24 protein-coding genes are annotated in these 22,201 nt (G+C 67.7%); 9 read left to right on the forward strand and 15 right to left on the reverse strand.

Annotated elements, in window-relative coordinates; translation table 11 throughout:
- Positions 1-96: 96 nt before the first annotated feature.
- The 4 genes from AAG816_RS09930 to AAG816_RS09945 all read right to left on the reverse strand — a co-directional run bounded on the left by AAG816_RS09930 (position 97) and on the right by AAG816_RS09945 (position 2,347).
- Positions 97-306, reverse strand: a complete 210-nt coding sequence (locus AAG816_RS09930; RefSeq protein WP_341989448.1) for a hypothetical protein — start codon at positions 304-306, stop codon at positions 97-99.
- Between the two features lie 90 nt (positions 307-396).
- On the reverse strand, positions 397-1,311 hold the full coding sequence (locus AAG816_RS09935) for a S49 family peptidase (RefSeq protein ID WP_341989449.1): 915 nt from the start codon (positions 1,309-1,311) through the stop codon (positions 397-399).
- Between the two features lie 45 nt (positions 1,312-1,356).
- Entirely contained in the window at positions 1,357-2,142 is a 786-nt protein-coding gene (locus tag AAG816_RS09940; RefSeq protein ID WP_341989450.1) for a methyltransferase, read from the reverse strand.
- Positions 2,120-2,347, reverse strand: coding sequence for a DUF2007 domain-containing protein (locus tag AAG816_RS09945; protein WP_341989451.1), 228 nt, complete (start codon positions 2,345-2,347; stop codon positions 2,120-2,122). The genes AAG816_RS09940 and AAG816_RS09945 overlap by 23 nt, the downstream gene beginning before the upstream one ends.
- A 137-nt stretch (positions 2,348-2,484) precedes the next feature.
- Between AAG816_RS09945 and AAG816_RS09950 the strand changes: the two genes are divergently transcribed.
- Positions 2,485-3,492 (forward strand): polyprenyl synthetase family protein, encoded by a 1,008-nt coding sequence (locus AAG816_RS09950; protein ID WP_341989452.1) that lies wholly within the window; start codon positions 2,485-2,487, stop codon positions 3,490-3,492.
- A gap of 43 nt (positions 3,493-3,535) precedes the next feature.
- Here AAG816_RS09950 and AAG816_RS09955 read toward each other — a convergent pair whose 3' ends face one another.
- Entirely contained in the window at positions 3,536-3,859 is a 324-nt protein-coding gene (locus AAG816_RS09955; protein WP_341989522.1) for a YnfA family protein, read from the reverse strand.
- 22 nt (positions 3,860-3,881) lie between these two features.
- Entirely contained in the window at positions 3,882-4,751 is an 870-nt protein-coding gene (locus AAG816_RS09960; protein ID WP_341989453.1) for a 4-(cytidine 5'-diphospho)-2-C-methyl-D-erythritol kinase, read from the reverse strand.
- Between the two features lie 219 nt (positions 4,752-4,970).
- On the opposite strand from AAG816_RS09960, the gene AAG816_RS09965 reads away from it, so the two are divergent.
- From AAG816_RS09965 to AAG816_RS09975, 3 genes are all read left to right on the forward strand, one after another.
- Complete coding sequence (locus AAG816_RS09965; protein ID WP_341989454.1) at positions 4,971-6,644, forward strand: tetratricopeptide repeat protein; 1,674 nt, start codon at positions 4,971-4,973, stop codon at positions 6,642-6,644.
- A gap of 239 nt (positions 6,645-6,883) precedes the next feature.
- Positions 6,884-7,828, forward strand: a complete 945-nt coding sequence (locus AAG816_RS09970) for a LysR family transcriptional regulator (RefSeq protein WP_341989455.1) — start codon at positions 6,884-6,886, stop codon at positions 7,826-7,828.
- Between the two features lie 60 nt (positions 7,829-7,888).
- The gene (locus tag AAG816_RS09975; protein WP_341989456.1) at positions 7,889-8,302 is read left to right on the forward strand and encodes a DUF4260 domain-containing protein; all 414 of its coding nucleotides are present in this window, start codon (positions 7,889-7,891) and stop codon (positions 8,300-8,302) included.
- A gap of 21 nt (positions 8,303-8,323) precedes the next feature.
- On the opposite strand, the gene AAG816_RS09980 is transcribed toward AAG816_RS09975, so the two are convergent.
- Positions 8,324-10,039, reverse strand: coding sequence for an NAD+ synthase (locus tag AAG816_RS09980; RefSeq protein WP_341989457.1), 1,716 nt, complete (start codon positions 10,037-10,039; stop codon positions 8,324-8,326).
- Between the two features lie 295 nt (positions 10,040-10,334).
- Here AAG816_RS09980 and AAG816_RS09985 point away from each other — a divergent pair, with 295 nt between their 5' ends.
- The 4 genes from AAG816_RS09985 (at position 10,335) to AAG816_RS10000 (ending at position 13,385) form a co-directional block, all read left to right on the forward strand.
- Complete coding sequence (locus tag AAG816_RS09985) at positions 10,335-11,732, forward strand: HD domain-containing phosphohydrolase (protein WP_341989523.1); 1,398 nt, start codon at positions 10,335-10,337, stop codon at positions 11,730-11,732.
- An 89-nt stretch (positions 11,733-11,821) separates the two neighbouring features.
- Positions 11,822-11,983, forward strand: coding sequence for a hypothetical protein (locus AAG816_RS09990; RefSeq protein ID WP_341989458.1), 162 nt, complete (start codon positions 11,822-11,824; stop codon positions 11,981-11,983).
- Between the two features lie 55 nt (positions 11,984-12,038).
- Positions 12,039-12,356, forward strand: a complete 318-nt coding sequence (locus tag AAG816_RS09995; protein ID WP_341989459.1) for a hypothetical protein — start codon at positions 12,039-12,041, stop codon at positions 12,354-12,356.
- A 129-nt stretch (positions 12,357-12,485) separates the two neighbouring features.
- Positions 12,486-13,385 carry a dienelactone hydrolase family protein gene (locus AAG816_RS10000; RefSeq protein ID WP_341989460.1) on the forward strand — a complete coding sequence of 300 codons (900 nt, stop codon included), beginning with the start codon at positions 12,486-12,488 and terminating at the stop codon, positions 13,383-13,385.
- A gap of 3 nt (positions 13,386-13,388) precedes the next feature.
- Here AAG816_RS10000 and AAG816_RS10005 read toward each other — a convergent pair whose 3' ends face one another.
- Complete coding sequence (locus AAG816_RS10005) at positions 13,389-14,366, reverse strand: hypothetical protein (protein ID WP_341989461.1); 978 nt, start codon at positions 14,364-14,366, stop codon at positions 13,389-13,391.
- Positions 14,367-14,537: 171 nt separating this feature from the next.
- On the opposite strand from AAG816_RS10005, the gene AAG816_RS10010 reads away from it, so the two are divergent.
- Positions 14,538-15,281 carry a carbonic anhydrase gene (locus AAG816_RS10010; protein WP_341989462.1) on the forward strand — a complete coding sequence of 248 codons (744 nt, stop codon included), beginning with the start codon at positions 14,538-14,540 and terminating at the stop codon, positions 15,279-15,281.
- Between the two features lie 37 nt (positions 15,282-15,318).
- On the opposite strand, the gene AAG816_RS10015 is transcribed toward AAG816_RS10010, so the two are convergent.
- From AAG816_RS10015 to AAG816_RS10045, 7 genes are all read right to left on the reverse strand, one after another.
- Positions 15,319-16,374 carry a sulfate ABC transporter ATP-binding protein gene (locus AAG816_RS10015; RefSeq protein ID WP_341989463.1) on the reverse strand — a complete coding sequence of 352 codons (1,056 nt, stop codon included), beginning with the start codon at positions 16,372-16,374 and terminating at the stop codon, positions 15,319-15,321.
- Position 16,375: 1 nt separating this feature from the next.
- The gene (gene cysW, locus AAG816_RS10020; RefSeq protein ID WP_341989464.1) at positions 16,376-17,257 is read right to left on the reverse strand and encodes a sulfate ABC transporter permease subunit CysW; all 882 of its coding nucleotides are present in this window, start codon (positions 17,255-17,257) and stop codon (positions 16,376-16,378) included.
- Positions 17,254-18,105 (reverse strand): sulfate ABC transporter permease subunit CysT, encoded by an 852-nt coding sequence (gene cysT, locus AAG816_RS10025; protein ID WP_341989465.1) that lies wholly within the window; start codon positions 18,103-18,105, stop codon positions 17,254-17,256. Before cysT ends, cysW begins: the two co-directional genes overlap by 4 nt.
- 61 nt (positions 18,106-18,166) lie before the next feature.
- A complete protein-coding gene (locus AAG816_RS10030; RefSeq protein ID WP_341989466.1) occupies positions 18,167-19,201 on the reverse strand; it encodes a sulfate ABC transporter substrate-binding protein in 1,035 nt (344 codons plus the stop codon).
- Positions 19,202-19,321: 120 nt separating this feature from the next.
- Positions 19,322-20,035 (reverse strand): phosphoadenylyl-sulfate reductase, encoded by a 714-nt coding sequence (locus tag AAG816_RS10035; protein ID WP_341989467.1) that lies wholly within the window; start codon positions 20,033-20,035, stop codon positions 19,322-19,324.
- 11 nt (positions 20,036-20,046) lie between these two features.
- Positions 20,047-20,544: a DUF934 domain-containing protein gene (locus AAG816_RS10040; RefSeq protein WP_341989468.1), complete on the reverse strand. Its 498-nt coding sequence runs from the start codon at positions 20,542-20,544 to the stop codon at positions 20,047-20,049.
- Positions 20,531-22,183, reverse strand: coding sequence for a nitrite/sulfite reductase (locus AAG816_RS10045; RefSeq protein ID WP_341989469.1), 1,653 nt, complete (start codon positions 22,181-22,183; stop codon positions 20,531-20,533). The genes AAG816_RS10040 and AAG816_RS10045 overlap by 14 nt, the downstream gene beginning before the upstream one ends.
- Between the last annotated feature and the right edge of the window lie 18 nt (positions 22,184-22,201).

The following is a 22,201-nucleotide window of genomic DNA, read 5'->3' on the forward strand; positions in this document are numbered from 1 at the left end:
GCCCAGGATGACCTAGGGATAGGATTACAAGGTTGCGGTGCGGCAAATAAGTGAATTCGCGGTAAGATTAGGCGCGATGGGACTAGGCCTTGGGGACTAGGCTTGGGTCTCGCCCTGTGGTGTGGCGCGCGGGCGATACGCGCCCGTGGCCGGATCCCGTTCCAATGGGGTGGGCTCGGGCACCGGCGCATCGACGGGGCGCTGTTTGTCCAGGGTTTCGTTCACGCGGCGGTTCTCGGCGGCCAGGAACTTGGCGAGAGCCGCGGCTCCAATGGCGCCCAAGGCGGCCAGCAGGAAGGGAGGCACGGGATGATCTCCTTCATCACAATCGATGCCGCGCCGGATCATTCCGGCGCCGACCAGAGCCTCGGCTCCGCGCGCAAAGCTTCCGCGGCATTATAGGCCGAATCGGGACCACAGCGCGCGTTCCTGTGCCGCATCGCCCAGACCCTGGACCAGGCCCGCGCCGAGCTGCGGCCCCAGCTCGTCAAGGCTCGCGGCGGACGCACCCAGCATCGCGCCAATGCCCGATGACCGCCGCGACCACCAACTGCTCGGCGGGGCAATGAGCGGCATCCGTACATTGGCGCCATAGCGGGCGCGCAGCACCGAGCGCACATCGCCGAGGCCGTCCACCAACCCCAGATCCAGCGACTGGGCACCGGCCCAGAATTCGCCGGAGAACAACTGCTCTTCCGGCGCCGTGAGGGTCGCACCGCGCCGGTTGCGGACCAGATCCGCGAACATGGTGTGGATATCGCGCTGCAGGGCCAGAAGGCGTTCCACATCCTCCGCCCGCTCGGGCTGGAACGGATCGAGCATCATCTTGCGGCTGCCGGCGGTGTGCACGCGCCGATCGACGCCGATCCGCTCCAGCAACTGGTTGAAGCCGAACCCGGCCGAGACCACGCCGATGGAGCCGACCACCGAGGAGGGATCGGCGAAGATCTCGTCGGCGGCGCAGGCCAGCATATAGCCGCCGGATGCGGCGACATCCTCCACGAAGGCGAAGACGTGCTTGTCATTCTCTTCCGCCAGCGCCCGGATGCGCTTGAAGATCAGGTGCGACTGCACCGGCGAGCCGCCGGGCGAATTGATCAGCAGCGCCACCGCAGGCGCCCGCTTCACCGCGAAGGCACGCTCCAGGGTCTTGGCGGTGGCGGCGAGGGTCAGGCTTGGCCGCAGCGGCGAATTCATGCCGATGGCACCGCTCAGGCGCACCACCGGCACCAGAGTGAGATCCCGCCGCCAGCTCTGCGGCAGGAGGTTTCGCATGCGGCTCTTTGTCGTTTGGATCAGGTCATCAGGCATGAGGAGAAGGTAGTGCGCCCACACCCCGGATGGAAGGAGGGGACGCTACCGCTGCGGCATCAGGGCAGTCCCATCGCGCAGCACCGCCTCCGCTTCCGGCGTCGGACGCCCGGCGCTGTCGGCGAGGATCAGGCCCGGCAGCAGCACCGGCGGCGTCCGCCGTCCCTTGATCGCCCGCACCAGAAGGCGCACCGCGGGGGCATGGGGCGCAGGATGGACCGGCAGCAGCTGCGCCGCCCCGAACCGGCCCCGCAGCATGTCCAGCAGCGCGCCAAGGTCCTCCGGCCGCAGGATCAGCCCCAGCATGCCGCCCGGCGCGAGGCAGCGGTAGGCCGCCAGGCCCCAATCGGCCAGGGTTTCATCCTCCGCCATATGGGCGGTGGCGCGCTGGGGATCCGGGGAGGTCTGGTGGGACGCGCGGGCATTGAACGGCGGGTTGGTCAATACCAGGTCCGCCGCGCCCGGTGCCGGGTTCGGCGGCCCGATGGGACGGCAGAGGGTGCGCACGTCGCCGGTGACGACGGTGCAGCGGTCCCCAAGCCCGTTGTCCTGCACATTCTCGTCCGCCAGCGCCGCAAGGGCGGGGTCGATCTCCACCAGCACGCCCCGGGCCGCAGGCTGGCGCACCAGAACCGCCAGTCCCGCGCTGCCGACGCCGGCACCGAGATCCACCAGATGGCGTGTGTGTTCCGGGGCGAGCGCGGCCAGCAGCATGGCGTCATGGCCGACCCGGTGGCCCTTGCGCGGCTGACGTAGCCGCAGCCGGCCGCCGAGCACGGTGTCCGAAGTGGTGTCCGGGTCAGGGCGCTCAGGGCTCGTCGCGCAGCACATCGGCGAATCCAGCCTCGGTTAGCAGGCGGCGCGCCCGCGTCACATCGTCATCCACCACCAGGATGCGACGGGGCAAGACTCCGATGGAGCCTTCCAGCGCTGAAATGTAGCCATCCGCCACCATGTGGCCGATCTCTGCGGCCGTGAGCAGGGCTTCGAGTGCCGAGATGAGCACCATGTCGTTGGTCCGTACAACCTCGCGCATGTGTTCCCTTGCGGCTTCGCGCCGACATTCGCGGACGTTGGGGCATCCGTGTCGTGGCCAGCGCGACCAGGGCGCTTGCGTGCACCCCTCCGGCATCCCTATGGTGCGCCCCGCTGAATGACAAGCGGGAGCATTCATTGGCCGTCGTTCTTCCGTTTGAGCCGAAAGATCCTTCCATCGAGGCGCTGGTGCGCCTGGTGCGGGGGGATATGGAGCGCGTCAACGCCACCATCCTTGCCCGGACCGGATCGGACGTGGCGATGATTCCCGAGGTGGCGAACCACCTCATTTCCTCCGGCGGCAAGCGTTTGCGGCCGATGCTGACGCTCGCCTGCGCGGCGCTGTCGGACTATCGCGGCGATGGCCACATCAAGCTCGCCGCTTCCGTGGAGTTCATGCACACCGCGACCCTCCTCCATGACGACGTGGTGGATGAGAGCGACATGCGCCGCGGCAAGCTGGCGGCGCGCAAGGTGTGGGGCAACGAGGCCAGCGTCCTGGTGGGAGATTTCCTGCTGGGCCAAGCCTTTAAGATGATGGTGGAAGTGGGCGTGCTCGAATGCCTCGACATCCTCTCCACCGCCGCCTGCACCATCGCCGAGGGCGAGGTGATGCAGCTGGCCGCCGCCAAGAACACCGAGACCTCCGAGGACGACTATCTCGCTGTGATCCGGGGCAAAACCGCCGAACTGTTCGCGGCCGCCTGCGAGGTGGGGGCGGTGCTGAACAAGCGGCCGAAGGCGGAGCAGAATGCCTGCCGCTCGTTCGGCATGAATCTGGGCATCGCCTTCCAATTGGTGGATGACGTCCTCGACTACGGCGGTAGCCAAGCCAAGCTGGGCAAGAATATCGGTGATGATTTCCGTGAAGGAAAGATCACTCTGCCCGTATTGCTGGCCTTCCGCCGCGGGGATGCCCAGGAACGGGCGTTCTGGAAGCGCTGCCTGGAGCAGAATGAGACCGGGGATGCCGAACTGGAGCAGGCCATTGCCTTGCTCATCAAGCATCGGGCCCTGTCCGATACGCTGGAGCGGGCGCAGCATTATGGCGCCATCGCCCGCGATGCTTTGGCCCTGTTCAACGCCAGCCCGGCCAAGGACGCCTTGATCGAGGCGGTGGACTTCGCCATTTCGCGCGGCTACTGAGCCGCGCGATCCTCCCGTATCCATCTGATTTCAAACGATAAACTCAGCCGCGCGGCGCCAGCATGATCACCGCTGCGCCCGCCAGGCAGAGGGCCGCGCCGGTGGCGTCCCAGCGGTCGGGCCGCACCCCTTCCGCCGCCCACATCCAGGCCAATGAGGCCAGGATATAGACCCCGCCATAGGCCGCAAACGCCCGTCCCGCAACGCTTGTCTCCACCTGGGTGAGGGCGAGGGCGAAGGCCAGCAGGCTCACGGCCCCGGCCAAAAGCCAATAGGGCGAGCCGCCCGCACGGACCACGTGCCAGAAGGCGAAGCAGCCGGCGATCTCCGTGAGCGCGGCGAGCAGGAAGGCCGGAATCGTCACGATTCACGCTCCATGGACACGAATTTCACCGCAAGATCGTGGGGCGTACCCACCAGTTTCCCCGAAGTTCCCCAATGCGACGCGACACGGACGCGGCCATGCGACAATTGTCGGTCAGTGCGAACACCGTCGCCCCCGATCCGGACATGCGCACGAGGCGCACCTCCGGTTGGGCCCGCAGCAGGTCCATCACTTCGGCGATGGCCGGGGCGACCGCCAGAGCGGGGGGCTCCAGGTCGTTGCCGTGGCGGGCGAGATAGGCCAGCAGGCCCGCCTGCGTGCGGGGCAGATCGGGCTCGGGGTCGGGGCCGGGCAGGCTGTCGCCCGGGCGCAGGCCCAGCGCACGGAACACGTCGGCGGTGGGCACCGGCACCCGGCAGTTCACCAGCACGGCGAACAGCGGCGGCAGGCCCAGGGGCTGGGAGAGCACCTCGCCGGTGCCCTCCATGATCCGGCTGCGGGGCGCGAGGCAGACGGGCACGTCGGCGCCCACGGCGCGGGCGGCGGCGTAGAGGCGCGGGTCATCGGCCGGCAGTCCGTTCGCCGTGGCCAGAAGACGCAGCGCGGCGGCCGCGTCCGAGGAGCCGCCGCCGATACCGGCGGCCACCGGCAGGCGCTTGGTGAGGTGAAACTGCCCCAGGCGGGCGCCGGGCACCTCCCGGGCGAAGGCGGCGGCGGCGCGCAGGATGAGATTGTCCGACTCGGGGCCGGCAGCCGGAGCGGTCGGTCCCGCAACGGCAAGGCCCAGGGGATGGGCCATATCGAGCGTCACCAGATCCGCGGCGCCGGCAAAAGCCACCACACTCGCGAGATCGTGAAACCCGTCCGGCCGGCGCCGGAGGATACGCAATGTCAGATTGACCTTTGCCGGAGCACGCGCCACAAGCTTTTGCATGGGTTTCGCTTATGGCCTCGTCGGGCCCGCGCGGCAAGCGCACCGGCACGGGGGTGTGCGGGCCCTGTGCTTGCGAGGCGGGGTGAAAGCGGCCATCCTCCCGCCATCGAGCGCGGTTTGGCTGACTGGTGCGCTCCTGTCCGGGATTCCCTCACGGTGAAGATTTTCTCTTTCTCATCGCCTTTGGCCTTTGCCTTCTCTTTTTGTGCGGCGATGGCCATGGCGGCCCCCACCTTTGCGCGCGAAGAGCCCCCCGCTGCGGGCGAGGGGTCCGTCGCCGGCAGTTATCTGTCCGCACGGCTTGCGGGGGCGGAAAAGGATACCGACGCCGCCGTCATCTATCTGCGGGCGCTGCTGAAGGCGGATCCGCGCAATGACGAACTGGTGGAACGCGCCTTCTTCGCCATGCTGGTGGCCGGCGAGGTCGAGGACGCGATGCCGCTGGCGGAGCGCCTGGTCAAGGTGGATCGCTCCCACCGCATCGCCCGCCTGGCATTGGCGGTGCGCGCTATCAAGCGCGGCCAGTTTCAGACCGCCCGCACCAATCTGTCGCTCTCCGTGCGCGGCCCCATTGGCGATTTGACGGCGACGCTGCTGGCCGCCTGGAGCATGCTCGGCTCCGGCACCCCCAAGTCCGGCATCGAACTGATCGACCGGCTGCAGGGCCCCGACTGGTACGTGGCGTTCAAGGATATCAATGCCGGCCTCATTCTGGATGCCGCCGGCATCAAGAAGGAAGCGGGCAAGCGCCTGGAGCGCGCCGCCAAGCTGGATCCCGCCACCTTGCGGGCGGTGGATGCCTATGCCCGCTGGCAGTCGCGCAACGTGGACAAGGACGCGGCGCTGGCCACCTTTGCCGCCTTCAACAAATTGCTGCCGAACCATCCTCTGGTGGTGGCGGCCACCGCGGATCTGGAGGCGGGCCGGACCCTGGCGCCGCTGATCCGCACCCCGCAGGAAGGCGCCGCCGAAGTGCTGTACGGCCTCGGCGCGGCGCTGGGCCGGCAGGGCGGCGAAGACCTCGCTCTGGTCTATCTGCAGCTCTCGCTGTGGCTGGAGCCGGATCATCCGCTGGCCAGCCTGACGCTGGCCGACCTCTATGAGCAGATGAAGCAGCCGGAAAAGGCCATCGCTGTTTATGAGAAGGTGCCGGCCAATTCGCCGCTGAAGCGCAATGCGGAAGTCCAGATGGCGATCAATCTGGACAATGTCGGCAAGTTCGACGAGGCGCGCAAGCATCTGGTGGCGCTGGTCACCGCGGACCCGAAAGATACGGACGCGCTGGTGGCGCTGGGTGGCCTCTATCGCGGCCACAAGATGTTTGCCGAATGCGCCACCACCTATGGCCAGGTGATCTCTCAGATCAAGGATCCGGGCCGCAACAATTGGACGCTGTATTATTTCCGCGGCATCTGCAACGAGCGCAACAAGGACTGGACCGCGGCGGAAGCGGACCTGAAAATGGCGCTCAAGCTGTTCCCGGACCAGCCGCACGTTCTCAACTATCTGGGCTATTCCTGGGTCGACCGCGGTGAGAATCTGGAGCCGGCGCTGGACATGATCCGCAAGGCGGTGTCGTTGCGCCCGGACGATGGCTACATCGTCGACAGCCTCGGCTGGGCCTATTATCGCCTGGGGCGCTATCCGGACGCGGTGAGCGAGCTGGAGCGGGCCATCGAGCTGAAGCCGCAGGATCCGGTGATCAACGACCATCTGGGCGATGCCTATTGGAAGGTCGGCCGCAAGCTGGAGGCCACCTTCCAGTGGGCCCATGCCCGCGACTTGAAGCCTGAGCCCGAGGATCTGGAGAAGATCCAGAAGAAGCTGCAGAGCGGCCTGGGCGATGATCCCGAGCCGGTGAAAAAGGCGGAAGACCAGACCAAGGGCGGCTGAGCCGCGCCCCTGCCCGCGACGGGGGGAGCATCCCGCCCGTCGCGATGGGCGTGCGTGCACGTCTGCGCACGCGGTTCCGCGCGGATGCCCGGCATCAGGCCGGGCATTGGGGGGCGGTCTTGTGGCAACGCCCGTCCTGAAGGTGAGCCCACCGTGTCCTTAAGCCGCCCGCTGGATTTGTCCGCCATCGGCGGCCATACTGCCCAAAGCAATCCCCGGTTGTGCGGCGGCCCGAGCTTATGATTGCGTGGGATGACTTTCGCCTGGTCAAGGCGATCTCCGAGACCCGCTCCCTGGCCGGCGCCGCCGAGGCTCTGGGGGTCAACCATTCCACCATCTTCCGCCGGCTGGGTGTGCTGGAGAGCCAGCTCGGGGCGCGCTTGTTCGAGCGCGCGCGCAGCGGCTATGTGCCCACCGCCACCGGCGAAGAGATCGTCCGCCTCGCCGAGCGCATGGGCGAAGACATCATGGCCATGGAGCGCCGCATCACCGGGCAGGATCTGCGCCCGTCCGGCGAATTGCGGGTGACCACCAACGATACCTTGCTGGCGCATCTGCTCACCCCGGTGCTGGCCACGTTTCGCGCGGCGTTTCCCGAAATCCGGCTGGAGGTGATGGTGTCGAACCAGTCGCTCAGCCTGTCCAAGCGCGATGCGGACGTGGCCATCCGCGCCAGCGACCGCCCCGGCGACACCCTGGTGGGACGCCGCATCGCCTCCATCGCCTGGGGCGTCTATGGCCGCATCGACGGGCTGGGTGGCCAGCCGTTCGCGGTGGCGGACATGCGCCGGCACAATTGGGTCGGGTTCGCCGAGCCCATCGCCGGCATCAAGGCGTCCAAATGGCTGCGGGAACGGGCGGGCGAGGAGCGGATCGTCTATCGGGTGAACACGCTGCTGGGGCTGGCGGAAGCGGCCGCCGCCGGCATCGGCCTGGCGGTGCTGCCCTGCTTCATCGGCGCCTCCACGCCGGGGCTGGCGCGCCTCGCCGGTCCGGAAAGCGAGATGGAATCCGGCCTGTGGCTGCTGACCCATCCCGATATCAAGCAGACGGCGCGGGTGCGCTGCTTCATGGACCATGTGGGCCGTGAACTGGTGAAGCGGCGCGGCCTGATCGAGGGCAAGGCTTCGGGGGCAGGAGCGGTCGCGACGCCGGCGCGGGACGATGCCGCAACCCTGGCCTGAGGTGTCTGGCCGTGCGGGCACGATCCCGCCCCGCCGGAACCACAACCTGAGAGAACTGCCATGATGGAAACGCCTGCGGTGCCTGCCGCGCCCCTTCGGTCAAATGCGGCGCGGCCCTGGCTGCGGGTGGAAGGGGCCGCCGTCTTCCTTCTGTGCGCGGTGACCTATGCCCATCTCGGGGCGTCGTGGGGACTGGCGGCGGCGCTGTTCCTGGTGCCCGACGTGGCCATGGCCGGCTATCTGGCCGGGCCAAGGGTGGGGGCCTGGAGTTATAATTTCGCCCATTCCTATGCCCTGGCCATCGGCCTGGGGCTGCTGGCGCAGGTGCTGGACCAGGCGCTGGTGCTGGCCCTGGCGCTCATTCTGGGTGCGCATATCGGCTTCGACCGGATGCTGGGCTATGGCCTGAAGCTGCCGGACGCGTTCACCTCCACCCATCTCGGCCCCATCGGCCCGGCCGCGCGCGGCGGCTGATCGGGCCGCGCGCGGCATGCCTCAAGGGGCGTCGCGAAAGCCGTTGGTGATGGGATAGCGGCGGTCGCGGCCGAAATTGCGGGTGGTGACCTTCACCCCCGGCGCCGCCTGCCGGCGCTTGTATTCGGCCAGATTGAGCATGCGCTCCACCCGCTTCACCAGGGCCAGATCAAAGCCCTCGGCCACCAGGTCCGCCACCGGGGTTTCCGCTTCCACCAATTTGGCCAGGATCGCGTCCAGCACCTCATAGGGCGGAAGCGAATCCTGGTCGGTCTGGTTCTCGCGCAATTCGGCGGTGGGGGGCTTGTCGATCAGGCCATCGGGGATCACCACCCCGTCCGGCCCCAGCGCGCCCACCGGCTTCCACGTGTTGCGCAGGCGGGAGAGGCGGAACACCTCGGTCTTGTAGAGGTCCTTGATGGGATTGTAGCCGCCGTTCATGTCGCCATAGAGCGTGGCGTAGCCGGTGGACAATTCCGACTTGTTGCCGGTGGTCACCACCATGGTGCCCAGCTTGTTGGACACCGACATCAGCAGCGTGCCGCGCACCCGCGACTGCAGATTCTCCTCGGTCACATCCCGCGCCCGGCCGGCGAACACCGGCGCCAGCACGCCTTCCAGCGCCTCCACGGCGGGGGCGATGGGCAAGGTGTCGTAGCGCACGCCCAGGCGCTGGGCGACGTCGGCGGCGTCTGACAGGCTGTCGCTGGAGGTGTAGCGATAGGGCATCATGATGCAGTGGACCCGCTCCGGCCCCAGAGCATCCACCGCCATGGCGGCGCAGATGGCGCTGTCCACGCCCCCGGACAGGCCCAGCACCACGCCGGGAAAGCGGTTCTTGTTCACATAGTCCTTCAGCCCGAGCACGCAGGCGGCATAGTCCGCCTGATCGCCGTCCACCCGGTCGGCCAGCGGCGCCTCCAGGCATTTCCAGCCATTGGCGAAGCGCTCCCACACCGTCACCCGCACCCGCTCGGCAAAGCCGGGCATCTGCATGACGAGCGTCCGGTCGGCATTGAGGGCGAAGGAGGCGCCGTCGAACACCAGTTCGTCCTGCCCGCCCACCTGGTTCACATAGAGCAGCGGCAGCCCGCTCTCCACCACCCGCGCCACGGCGATGTTGGTGCGCTCGTCATAGACCGAGCGGCGATAGGGCGAGCCGTTGGGCACGATGAGGAGTTCGGCGCCGGTTTCCGCCAGGCACTCGACCACATCCGGTCCCCAGATGTCCTCGCACACCGGCACGCCCAGGCGCACGCCCTTGAACGGGATCGGGCCGGGCAGGGGGCCGGGGGCGAACACCCTTTTCTCGTCGAACACGCCGTAATTGGGCAGATCCACCTTGAAGCGGCGGGCACTGACGCGCCCGGCCTCCAGCAGGAACACGCCATTATAGAGCGCGCCGTCCTCCACCCAGGGCGCACCCACCAGGAGGGCGGGGCCGTCGGCGCTCTCGGCGGCCAGCGCCTCCAGCGCGGCGCGGCAGGCCTGCTGGAAGGCGGGCTTGAGCACCAGATCCTCGGGCGGATAGCCGGACAGGAACAGTTCGGAGAACACCACCAGATCGGCGCCCTGGAGGGCGGCTTCGTCGCGGGCGCGGCGCACCTTGTCCGCATTGCCCGCCACATCCCCCACCAGGGGATTGAGCTGCGCCACGGCGATGCGCAGCTGATCGACCGGCGGGGCGGTCGGTGCGGGAGCGAAGGCGGATTCGGAAGCGGAGTCAGAAGCGGTCATGGCGCCCCAGCAAGAAATGGCGCTCCAGATGTAGCCGCGCCGCGCCCCTGCGGCAATGCACGCGGGGCCGCAGGGGCCGGGGCGTCCGTCCATGCGGAACCAATCCACGGGGATGGCATTTCCGTACAGCCAAGCCTGTGGCGCGTGGGTGCGCGTCCCCCGGGCGCCCGCCGCGCGGCACGGGCCGGGCGCGCGGCATCAGCCTGGCGGCAGCGCGATGGCCTATCATTCCTGGCGGGAGCCGGCCGGCACCGCACCCAATCCAGATGGGAGACGACACGTCGTGTCCGACCTCATGACCGGCCCCGATGGGGTCGAGGCACTGACACCGCCCGCCGCCCAGCACCTCCTGCTGGCGGACCTTCTGGGTGCGCTGAGCCATGCCCTCGACCTGACCGAGGGCCAGGCGGAAGGCCACTGCATGCGCTGCTGCTGGATCGGCGTGCGCATCGGCCAGGAACTGGGCCTCAGCGAGGCGCAACTGACCGATCTGTCCTATACTTTGATCCTCAAGGATCTCGGCTGCAGCTCCAATGCGGCGCGGATCTGCCAATTGTATCTGGCCGATGACCGCACCATCAAATCCGGCTCGAAACATCTGGACGGCAGCCTGTTCCAGGCCCTGCGCTTCGTGCTGTCCCATACCGGCCTGAAGGCCGGCCCCGCCGAGCGCTTCCGCGCCATCGCCCGCATCGTGCAGAATGGCGGCAACCTCACCCGCGACCTGATCGAGACCCGCTGCGACCGCGGCGGCGAGATCGCCCGCCGCATGCGCTTCTCCGATGGCGTGGTGCGCGGCATTCGCGGCCTGGATGAGCATTGGGACGGGTCCGGCAAGCCCGGTGGCCTGAAGGGCACGGCGATCCCGCTTTATGCCCGCATCGCGCTGCTGGCCCAGGTGGCGGACGTGTTCTTCACCGCCGGCGGCCCCGCGGCGGCGGTGGCCGAAGTGGTGAGCCGCGCCCATGGCTGGTTCGAGCCGCGCATCGTCACCGCGTTCGAGACGGTGGCGGCGCAGCAGGGCTTCTGGGAGACCTTGGCCCGCGACGACCTCCAAAGCGAAATCGCCCGGCACGTGCCGCAGCACATCCGCGCGGTGGTGGATGACGATTATCTCGACGACATCGCCGCCGCCTTCGCCCAGGTGATCGACGCCAAGAGCCCGTTCACCGCCGGCCACAGCGCCCGCGTCACCGACGTGGCCGATACCATCGCCGCGCAGATGGGCCTGCCGCCAGAGCGTCGCCGCTGGCTGCGCCGGGCCGCCTTGCTGCATGACATCGGCAAGCTGGGGGTCAGCAACACCATTCTCGACAAGCCCGGCGCGCTGGAGCCGGAAGAGCGGGCGGCGATGCAGCGCCATGCGGTGCTATCGGAGACCATCCTGGCCCGCATCCGGCCGTTCCGCCATCTGGCGGCGATCGCCGGTGCCCACCATGAGCGGCTCGACGGCAAGGGCTATCCCCGCGGGCTGGCAGGGGAGGCCATCGACCTCGACACCCGCATCATCACCACCGCGGACGTGTTCGACGCCCTCACCGCCGAGCGCCCCTATCGCGCTGCCATGTCCACCGCCGCGGCGCTGGCGATCATGACGGAGATGAGCGGCACCGCGCTGGACCCGGACTGCCTGGCCGCCCTGCGCCTGGCGCTGGCCGCGCCGCCGGGGGAGACGGAGCGGGCCTCGGCGTAGGGCCAGGGAAAGCGGCGCCCGCAAGGACATGTGGGGTGCGCCCTCCGCCTGTGCGCTCGCCCGTGCCCCTCTCCCGCCGGGGCTTCGTCATGACCGCGCTGATCACCGGTTTCACACGCGCCACCGCCACCGCCACGGCCACGGCGCTGCGCAACGGATCAGCCGACGTCGCCGCGCCGCGCCCCTACGGCAATGCAGGCGCAACCTCGCCTCGGGCGCAAGCGCCTGACGGAGAACGTGCCGCCCTTTGAAGGCCTGGGCTTTAGCGACACACTGCGCCGCGTCCTGTTCTCCTGGAGCCTGGCCATGCCCGACGATGCCGCGCTGACAGCCGTGATGAACGGCTATGGGCTGATCTTCCAGACGCTGATCAAGCATCTCGATGCGAAGGGCCTGATGTCCGGGGGCGAGTTGGCGGAGGATTTGCTGCGGCAGGCCGATGAGATCGCGGAGTCCTGGGCGCCCGCCTACGTGCCGGGCACGCCGCGCCTGGACGTGTCCGTTCTGCGCACACTCGCCCGGTCGCTGCGGGGCGAGGCCAAGCCGGGCGTCTCGTTCGGATATGGCCAATCATCCCCGGCCGAGCCGGCGAATGATCTCGGGCCTGAGGGGCCAGTGCCTTGAGCCGTGCGCGTAAGGCCAGAAAAAACCATCTTCCTCACGGGAATGTGGGGTGCGCGCCCGCTTCCGGCCCCTCGCGCGGTGCCCGAGCCCGTGCCACTCTCCCGCGCCCTATCCCGCAGGAGGTTTCCCATGGCTTCTCCCCTCGCCACGCCGCCCGCTCCCTCGCCCGTCCTGGAAGGCCTCGACGGCCTGGTGCGCGAGCCGTTCTCGCGCCGGGGCTTCGTCATGACCTCGCTGATCACCGGCTTCACGCTGGCCACCACCACGGTGATGGCGCAGGCGATCTCCACCGATGCCAAGGGCCTGGTGGCCGGCGACGTGCAGATCCCCACCGCTGACGGCAACATGCCCGGCTATCGCGCCATGCCCGAGGGCAAGGGGCCGTTCCCCACCGTGATCGTCATCGAAGAGATCTTCGGTGTGCACGAATATATCAAGGACACCTGCCGGCGCCTGGCCAAGCTGGGCTATTGCGCGGTGGCTCCGGAGCTGTATGCCCGCCAGGGCGACCTGACCAAGATGACCGACGTGCAGCAGATCATCCGCGAGGTGATCTCCAAGAAGCCCGACGCGGAGATGCTCTCGGACCTCGACGCCGCCGTGGCCTGGGCGGTGAAAAGCTCGGACGCGGATGCCAACCGCCTCGCCATCACCGGCTTCTGCCGCGGCGGGCGCGCGGTGTGGCTCTATGCGGCCCATAATCCCAAGGTGAAGGCGGCGGTCGCCTGGTATGGCCCGCTGGGCGGCGCGCGCACCGACATCCAGCCCAAGACCGCCAGCGACGTGGCCGGCGACCTCAAGGCGCCGGTGCTCGGCCTCTATGGCGCCGCCGACACCGGCATTCCGGTGGCGGACGTGGAAAAGCAGCGCGACGCCGCCAAGGCCGCCGGCAAGACGGTGGAGATCGTGATCTATCCCGACACCCCGCACGCCTTCCATGCGGACTATCGGCCCAGCTATCGCAAGGAAGCGGCCGAGGATGGCTGGAAGCGCATGCTAGCCTGGTTCAAGCAGTACGGCGTGTCCTGAGCCTCAAACAGTCCCGCCGCGTGCCCGGTCGGGCGGCGCGGCGGGACGCATCCCCGGCGCGATGGCGCCCGGTGCCGCATCTGCGGCGTTCTCCCGTGCAGCGTCCTCGATGGCTTCCTTGGCGGATTGAGCCATCAGCGCCATCTGCGCCGCAAACCAGCGCTCCACCAGCGTGATGAGGCTGGCGTCGATCTGGAGCCCCCGGCCGCCGCTGCCCTGCGCGGTGAGGAAGCCCTTCGCCTGGGCGGCGCGCATCAGATTGGCCATATGGCTGCGCGAGACGCCGAACCGGCTTGCGGCCGGCCCATGGGGCAGGTCCACCACCGCCGGCACGGCCCGTCCGCCTTCCGTGGGCAATTGCAGGAACAGCGTCATCAACACCATGTAGCCGGCGTCCGCGGCGGTGAAGACCTCCAGCTCCGGAAAGGCGTCCGGCAGCCGGCATCCGCGCAGGAAATAGCCGCCGGCGGCGCGGTGGAAGGCCTCCAGGAACTCCGGATCCCGGTCCAGCCGCTGGCCATGGTCCGCGCCGGGGTCGAGGGCGTCGAGCGCCTGCATCTGGATCACCGTGAACAGGCGCACATGCCCCATCATCCGCGCCGTCGGCACCAGCACCTTGGCGCGCCGGTCGGCAATGCCCGCCGCCGGGGCGAGGAAGCCGGCAAAGCGCATCAGCGCCAGAAACGCCGTCACCCGCCCGGTGCTGGCGACCTTATGTTCCGCGCACAGCTCACGCAGCCGCGACAGGGTGAGTCCATCTCCCGGCACCGCCGGATCGCGGTGCAGATGCAACTGCAGCGCGAGGCTGGAAATCAGGAACCGCCCTTGCTCATTGATGATTTTATTCAGGACCGGCGTGCCGCGATACATGCGCAACATGCTCATGGCATAGCGGCGCAGTGCCGGCTGAAATGCATTCAGCCGTCGAAGCTCTTCTGCGCGCTGGATAAAGCCGGAAAGTTCGGTAATATGGTCACGCATTAGATGCGATCCTGAATACTTTGGATCTTCACTTTGACAAAATTTGACCACGTCTCAAACATGCATTCCGCCCGCGGCCAATCCTGTCCATACAGGGAGCGACATTGGCTTGGCGCGGTGCATCTTTTGCGTGTGTTGTGCCGATGAAACGATTGGGTGAGGAGGACGCTCATGTGTGAGGTGTGCACCACGAGTCGCGGACTGTCCCGGCGCGGGTTTCTGGGATCAGGCCTTGGGGCCGCAGGTCTTGCGGCAGCCGGCATGATGGGCGCGCTGGCGCTGCCATCCGCCGCCTGGGCGCAGGCCCCGGCCCGGCCCAATGCCATTCCCCCGGCCGAGGCGCTCAAGCGCCTCCAGGACGGCAATGCGCGCTATGCGGCCAACACGTCGACGCAGTCAGACTTTTCCGCCGGCCGTCTGGCGCGCGCCTCGGCGCAATATCCGTTCGCGGCCATTCTGAGCTGCGCGGATTCCCGCTTGGCGCCGGAATTCGCCTTCGACCAGGGGGCAGGCGAACTGTTCGTCTGCCGCGTGGCCGGCAACTTCATCAATACCGACGGCCTCGCCAGCCTGGAATATGGCGTGGCCGTGCTGGGCGTGCCGCTCATCATGGTGCTGGGCCATTCCAACTGCGGCGCCATCGACGCCACCATCAAGGTGGTGAAGGACAATGTGGTCCTGCCGGGCCATCTGCCCGAGCTGGTCAATGCGCTGAAGCCCGGCATCGAGGCGGCCATCGCCCAGAAGCCGGCGGACCTGCTGGCGGCGGCCACGGTGGAGAATGTGCGTTTCAATGCGAAGCGCATGCAGAGCTCCTCGTCCATCCTGTCCCAGGCGGTGGCCGACAAGAAGCTGATGGTCGTCGGCGCGGTCTATGACATCGCCACCGGCAAGGTGAACATGGTCGAGGTGTGATCGGTCGCGCCGCTCTTCGGAGCGGCGCGCCTTTACCTCAGGCCGAGGCTTCGGTGCTGAACACCCGGTAGCGGCGCGGCACCAGGCCGATGCGGCCCCCCGTGGGCAGGTCATGCTGATGGGGCACCGCCGCTTCCACCACGAACGGGCCGTTGACCCCGGCGATCTCGATGTCGGCGCGGCGGATCGGCCCGAAGGTGCGCACGGCCAGCACCCGGCCGGAGAAGGGCGCCTCGTCCGGATCGGCGAAGTCCACGTCATGGGGCCGGGCCAGCACGCGGGCGGGGCCATCGGCCACCCCCTGGCTGTCCAGCGCCAAGGCGCGTTCGCCGGAGAACAGCCGGCCGTCGCGCACAATGGTGGGCAAGGTCAGGGTTTCGCCGATGAAGTCGTGCACGAAGGCGGTGGCGGGGCTGTCATAGACTTCGGCGGGGGTGCCCACCTGCTCGATCTTGCCATGGCCCATCACCACCACCCGGTCCGCCAGTTCCAGCGCTTCTTCCTGGTCATGGGTGACGAGGAGCGAGGTGACGGGCAGTTCCTCGTGCAGATTGCGCAGCCAGCGGCGCAATTCCTTGCGCACCTTGGCATCCAGCGCCCCAAACGGTTCATCCAGCAGCAGCACCCGCGGCGAGATGGCCAGCGCGCGCGCCAGCGCCACCCTTTGGCGCTGGCCGCCGGAGAGCTGGCCGGGATAGCGATCCGCCAGCCAGTCGATCTGCACCAGATCCAGCAGTTCGCCCACCCGCGCCCGGATGGCCGCGTCCGGCACCTTGTCGGCGCCGGTGCGGACCCTGAGGCCGAAGGCCACGTTCTCGAACACATTCATGTGCCGGAACAGCGCATAATGCTGGAACACGAAGCCTACATTGCGCTCGCGCACCGAGCGGTCCAGGGCATCCTCGCCATCGAAGCGCACCTCGCCGGTATCGGGCCAGTCGAGGCCGGCGATGATGCGCAGCAAGGTGGTCTTGCCCGAGCCGGACGGCCCCAGCAGCGCCACCAGCTCGCCGCTGCGCACGTGCAGATTGACATTGTCCAAGGCGGCGAAGGACTTGAAGCGCTTGGAGACGCCGACGACATCGATGGTCATCTCAATGCTCCGTGCTGAGGCGGTGTTCGAGGATGGTCTTGGCGCACAAGGTCACCAAGGCGAGGAACGCCAGCAGCGAGGCCACCGCGAACGAGGCGGCGAACTGGTACTCGTTATAGAGAATCTCGATCTGCAGCGGCATGGTGTTGGTGAGGCCGCGGATATGGCCGGACACCACCGAGACCGCGCCGAACTCGCCCATGGCGCGGGCGTTGCACAGCAGCACCCCATAGAGCAGCGCCCATTTCACATTGGGCAAGGTCACCCGGAAGAAGGTGGCAAGGCCGGAGGCGCCGAGCGAGATCGCGGCTTCCTCTTCCGCCGTGCCCTGCTCCTGCATCAGCGGGATTAGCTCGCGCGCCACGAACGGGAAGGTGACGAACACGGTGGCCAGCACGATGCCCGGCAGCGCGAACACGATCTGGATGTCATGGGCCTGAAGGAACGGGCCGAGCAGGCCCTGGCTGCCGAACAGCAGCACGAACACCAAGCCGGCCACCACGGGCGAGACCGAGAACGGCAGGTCGATCAGGGTGATGAGGAAGCTCTTGCCCCAGAATTCGAACTTGGCGATGGCCCAGGAGGCCACCAGCCCGAACACCAGATTGAGGCTCACCGAGATGGCCGCCACCACCAGCGTCAGCTTGATGGCGGCGATGGCGTCGGGATCGCTCAGCGCCGCCACATAGGTGCTCCAGCCCTTGGCGAAGGCCTGGACGAACACCAGCACCAGCGGCAGGCCGATCACCAGCGCCAGGAAGGTGAGGGCCACCGCGATGATGGCAATGCGCACCAGCGGCGGCTCGGTGTGCACCGGCGGCGCCTGGCGGATGACGCGGGCGGGCTGGGCGGCGGGGAGGGGGGCGAGATCGGCCACGCTCATCGCTCGCTGGTCCGCTGCTCGGTCCATTGCTGGAGCCGGTTGATGACGAACAGGAGGATGAAGGAGGCCAGCAGCATCACCACGGCGATGGCGGTGGCGTCCGCATAGCGGAACTCCTCCAGCCGCACGACAATAAGGAGCGGCGCAATTTCCGACACATTGGGCATGTTGCCGGCGATGAAGATCACCGAGCCGTATTCACCGACGCCGCGGGCGAAGGCCAGGGCAAAGCCGGTGAGCAGCGCCGGCCAGATGGTGGGCAGCACCACCCGCCACACCGTCTGCGCCCGGCTGGCGCCGAGCGAGGCGGCGGCTTCCTCATATTGCTTGTCGAGATCGGCCAGCACCGGCTGCACCGTGCGCACCACGAACGGCAGGCCGACGAAGATCAGCGCGATCAAAATGCCCAGCGGCGTGAAGGCGACCTTGATGCCCAGCGGCGCCAGCAGGCTGCCGATCCAACCGTTTTCCGCATAGAGCGCGGTCAGCGAAATGCCCGCGACCGCCGTGGGCAAGGCAAAGGGCACGTCGACGATGGCATCCACCAGCCGGCGGCCGGGAAAGTCGTAGCGCACCAGCGCCCACATCACGAGGGTGCCGAACACCGCGTTCACCAGGGCTGCGGCGAACGAGATGCCGAACGACACCCCCAGCGCATGCAAGGTGCGCGGGGCGGTGACGATGGCGATGAAGCGCTCGAACGACAGTTCGGTGGTCTTGAGCACCAAAGCTGCCAAGGGGATAAGCACGATCAGGCTGAGCCATGTCACCGTGAGGCCGAAGGTCAGCCCGAAGCCGGGAATGACGCTGCGTTGGCGGAGGGACAAGCCCGGTCTGGCTGCGGTCACGATCAAGCGCCTGCTCAAGAGGAAAGGGGGCGCCCCGCTTCAGGCCGGGGCGCACCGCAGCTCAGTTGCTGTAGATTTTATCAAATACGCCGCCGTCGGCGAAGAACTTCTGCTGCGCCTTGGCCCAGCCGCCGAACACGGCGTCGATGGTGAAGATCTCCGTCTTGGCGAACTTGTCCTTGTACTTTTCCGCCACCGCGGCGAGGCGCGGGCGGTAGTAATTGCGCGCCGCGATCTCCTGGCCTTCCGGGGTATAGAGATACTTGAGATAGGCCTCGGAGATCTCGCGGGTGCCCTTCTTGTCGACAGTCTTGTCCACCACCGCCACCGGCGGCTCCGCCAGGATGGTGTAAGGCGGGGTGATGATGTCGAACTTGTCCGGCCCCAGTTCGTTCACCGAGAGATAGGCCTCGTTCTCCCAGGCGATCAGCACGTCGCCGAGGCCCCGCTCCACGAAGGTGATGGTGGAGCCGCGGGCGCCGGTGTCCAGCACCGGCACATTCTTGAACAGCGCCTGCACGAAGGCCTGCGCCTTCTGCTCGTCGCCGCCGTTGTTCTTCAGGGCATAGCCCCAGGCGGCGAGGAAGTTCCAGCGGGCGCCGCCGGAGGTCTTGGGGTTGGGGGTGATGACCTTGATGCCCGGCTTCACCAGATCGTCCCAATCCTTGATGCCCTTGGGATTGCCCTTGCGCACCAGGAACACGATGGTGGAGGTGTAAGGCGAGGCATTGTCCGGCAGGCGCTTCTGCCAGTCGGCGGCGATGAGGCCGCGGGCGGCGATGGCGTCGATGTCATAGGCCAGGGCCAGGGTCACCACGTCCGCCCCGCTGCCGTCGATCACCGTGCGGGCCTGCGCGCCCGAGCCGCCATGGGACTGGCGGATGGTCACCGTGTCGGCGGGATGGTCCTTCTTCCAGGCTGCGACGAAGGCCTTGTTGAAAGCGGTGTAGAGCTCTCGCGTCGGGTCATAGGACACGTTCAGCAGGGTGATCTCCGCCGCCTGGGCGGGGACGGGCGCCAAAGGTCCGGCAAGGGGACCAGCAAGCGTCAGGGCGAAGGGCGCGGCGAGCGCGATGGCGGCCAGGCGTTTCAACATGGGTGCCTCCTCAAGCGACCGCAGAAGCGATCCATCGTTCGTCTGAGCGAACGATACATGGCCCGGAGGAGGGGTCAATCGGTTATGATATAATGTCGATAAAAATTGTTATGTTTAAGCTCAGGCGGTCTTTTTGACGTGGATGCCGCACTCGACCTTGGATTGCCCGCGCCAGCGTCCGGCCCGCTGGTCCTCGCCCGGCAACGCCCGCGACGTGCAGGGCATGCAGCCGATGGAGGAAAAGCCGAACCGCTGCATGGGATGGCGCGGCAATTGATTGGCGGTCATCCAGCCTTCGATTTCCGCCGCGCCCAGGGCCGCCAGCGGATTGAACTTCACCCGGCCATCGTCCTGTTCAACGAACGGAATCTGCGCCCGCGTCGCCGCCTGATAGCGCTTGCGGCCGTTGATCCAGGCGGTGAACGGCGCCAGCGCGCGGGACAGCGGCTCCACCTTGCGCAGGCCGCAGCAGGCATCGGTGTCGGAGGCCCACAGATCGTTGTCGGCATCGCGCGCCTGCCGCAGCGCTGCATCTGGCGTATAGGTGCGCACGTCGGTGAGGCCGAGGCGGTCGATCAAGGCGTCGCGATAGGTCAGGGTTTCGGCGAACAGATGCCCGGTGTCGAGAAACAGCACCGGCGTGGTGCGGTCCACCTGCGCCAGCATGTGCAGCAACACCGCCGATTCCGTGCCGAACGATGACACCGCCGCGATCCGCCCGCCGAAATGCTCCAGCGCCGTGGAGAGGATCTCCAATGGCGCCGCATCCTCCAGCCGCGCGGCCAGGCGCGTTACCTGGCTGGAGAGGTCGGGGCGGGTGGGGATGGTGGTCATCTCCGGAGCGCTCACGCGGGGCGCGCGCCGAGCCGCGCCCGCAGGGGCGTGGGGCGGCCGTCGCCGGTGGGCTGGTAGAACACCGAATAGGAATGGAGTTCCTTTTCCACCGCCGCCGCGTCGCTGTCCTTGGCCACGTCCAACGCATCGAAGCCGCAGCGGACCATGAGCAGGAACTGGTCGCGCAGCACATTGCCGGTGGCGCGCAATTCGCCGGTGAAGCCGAGCCGCTCGCGCAGCAGACGGGCCTGGGTATAGGCCCGCCCATCGCGGAACTTCGGGAACACCAAGGCCACCAGCGCCAGCCGGCCGATGAAGGGTGCCAGTTCCAGCACGTCCTTGTTGTTGGGCCAGATCACCCCGACGGGATGAGCGTGGGCCAGCAGCGCCTCGCCTTCCGCCAGCAGGCGGGCGGCGGAGACGAGGGCAGGGGCGTCCGGCAAAGCGGCGTCATCGGCCACGGTCACGAACGGGTCGGCGATCACCACGCCAGTCTTAACGAGCGGCATAGGCGCTGTCCTTGAACGGTTCGATGCCGAGCCGCTGCACGGCGGCGATGAAGGTCTCGGCGGGGCTGGTGCGCAGTTCCAGATAGGTGTCGAGAATGCGCTCCACCACATCCACCACCTCGGATTCCGGCACCGCCGGCCCGAGCAATTCGCCCAATTTGGCCTTGTGGTTGGCCTTGCCGCCCAAGGTGATCTGGTAGAATTCCTGGTCCTGCTTCTCCACCCCCAGGATGCCGATATGGCCCACATGGTGGTGGCCGCAGGCATTGATGCAGCCGGAAATGTTGAGATGCACCCGGCCGATGTCGGCGATGCGGTCATTGTCCGCAAAGCGCTTGGTCAGATCCTGCGCCAAGGGAATGGAGCGGGCGTTGGCCAGCGAGCAATAATCGAGGCCCGGGCAGGCGATGATGTCGGAGATCAGCCCGATATTGGGTGTCGCCAGCCCCTGCGCGTCCAGCACCTGCCACAGCGCCAGCAGATCCTTCTGCCGCACGTGCGGCAAGGTGAGGTTCTGCTCATGGGCGACGCGGATTTCGCCATAGGCATAGCGATCGGCCAGATCGGCGATGGCGTCCATCTGGTCGGCGGTGGCATCCCCCGGAGGACCGCCCACCGGCTTCAGCGACAAGGTGACGATGGCATGCCCCGGCACCCGGTGCGGGGCTACCGCATTGGCGTACCAGCGGGCAAAGGCGGGGTCCGCCTTGGCGGCGGCCAGTTCCGGGCCGCCATCTTCCAGGGCCTCGAAGTCCGGCACCTGGAAATGGGCGCGGATGGCGTCGAGGGCGGCATCGTCCAGGGTGAGGGCGCCGTCTTTGAGCTGCGCCCATTCCTCTTCCACCCGGCGGGAGAATTCCTCGGTGCCGATCTCATGCACCTGGATCTTGATGCGGGCCTTGTAGATGTTGTCGCGCCGCCCGCCCGCATTATAGGTGCGCAGGATCGCTTCCAGATAGGACAGCAGATGCTCGCGCGGCAGGAACTCGCGCACGGTCTTGCCGATGAACGGCGTGCGCCCCAGCCCGCCGCCGACGATCACCTCAAACCCGGTCTGGCCGTCCTTGCGATAGAGCCGCAGGCCGATGTCGTGCACGCGGATGGCGGCGCGATCATGCTTGGCGGCGGTGATGGCGATCTTGAACTTGCGCGGCAGATAGGTGAATTCCGGGTGCAAGGTGGACCACTGGCGGATGATCTCCGCATAGAGGCGCGGGTCCTCGATCTCTTCCGGGGTGGCCGCCGCCCACTGGTCGGTGGTGGTGTTGCGGATGCAGTTGCCGGAGGTCTGGAGCCCATGCATGCCGGCGGCGGCGAGATCCGCCATGGCGTCGGGCAGCTCATCCAGCTTGATCCAGTTGAACTGGATGTTCTGGCGGGTGGTGAAATGGCCGTAGCCGCGATCATAGCGCCGGGCCACATGGGCCAGCGCCCGCATCTGCGCCGCCGAGAGCGTGCCATAGGGAATGGCGATCCGCAGCATATAAGCGTGCAATTGCAGATAGACGCCGTTCATCAGCCGCAGCGGCTTGAACTCCTCCTCGCTCAGTTCGCCGGAGAGCCGGCGGACCACCTGATCGCGGAACTCATTCACGCGCTCATGCAGGAAGGTGCGGTCGAATTCGTCATAGATATACATGATCAGCTTCCGTCAGGC

Origin of the sequence: Azorhizobium sp. AG788 (assembly GCF_943371865.1) — a bacterium.
Taxonomy (GTDB): domain Bacteria; phylum Pseudomonadota; class Alphaproteobacteria; order Rhizobiales; family Xanthobacteraceae; genus Azorhizobium.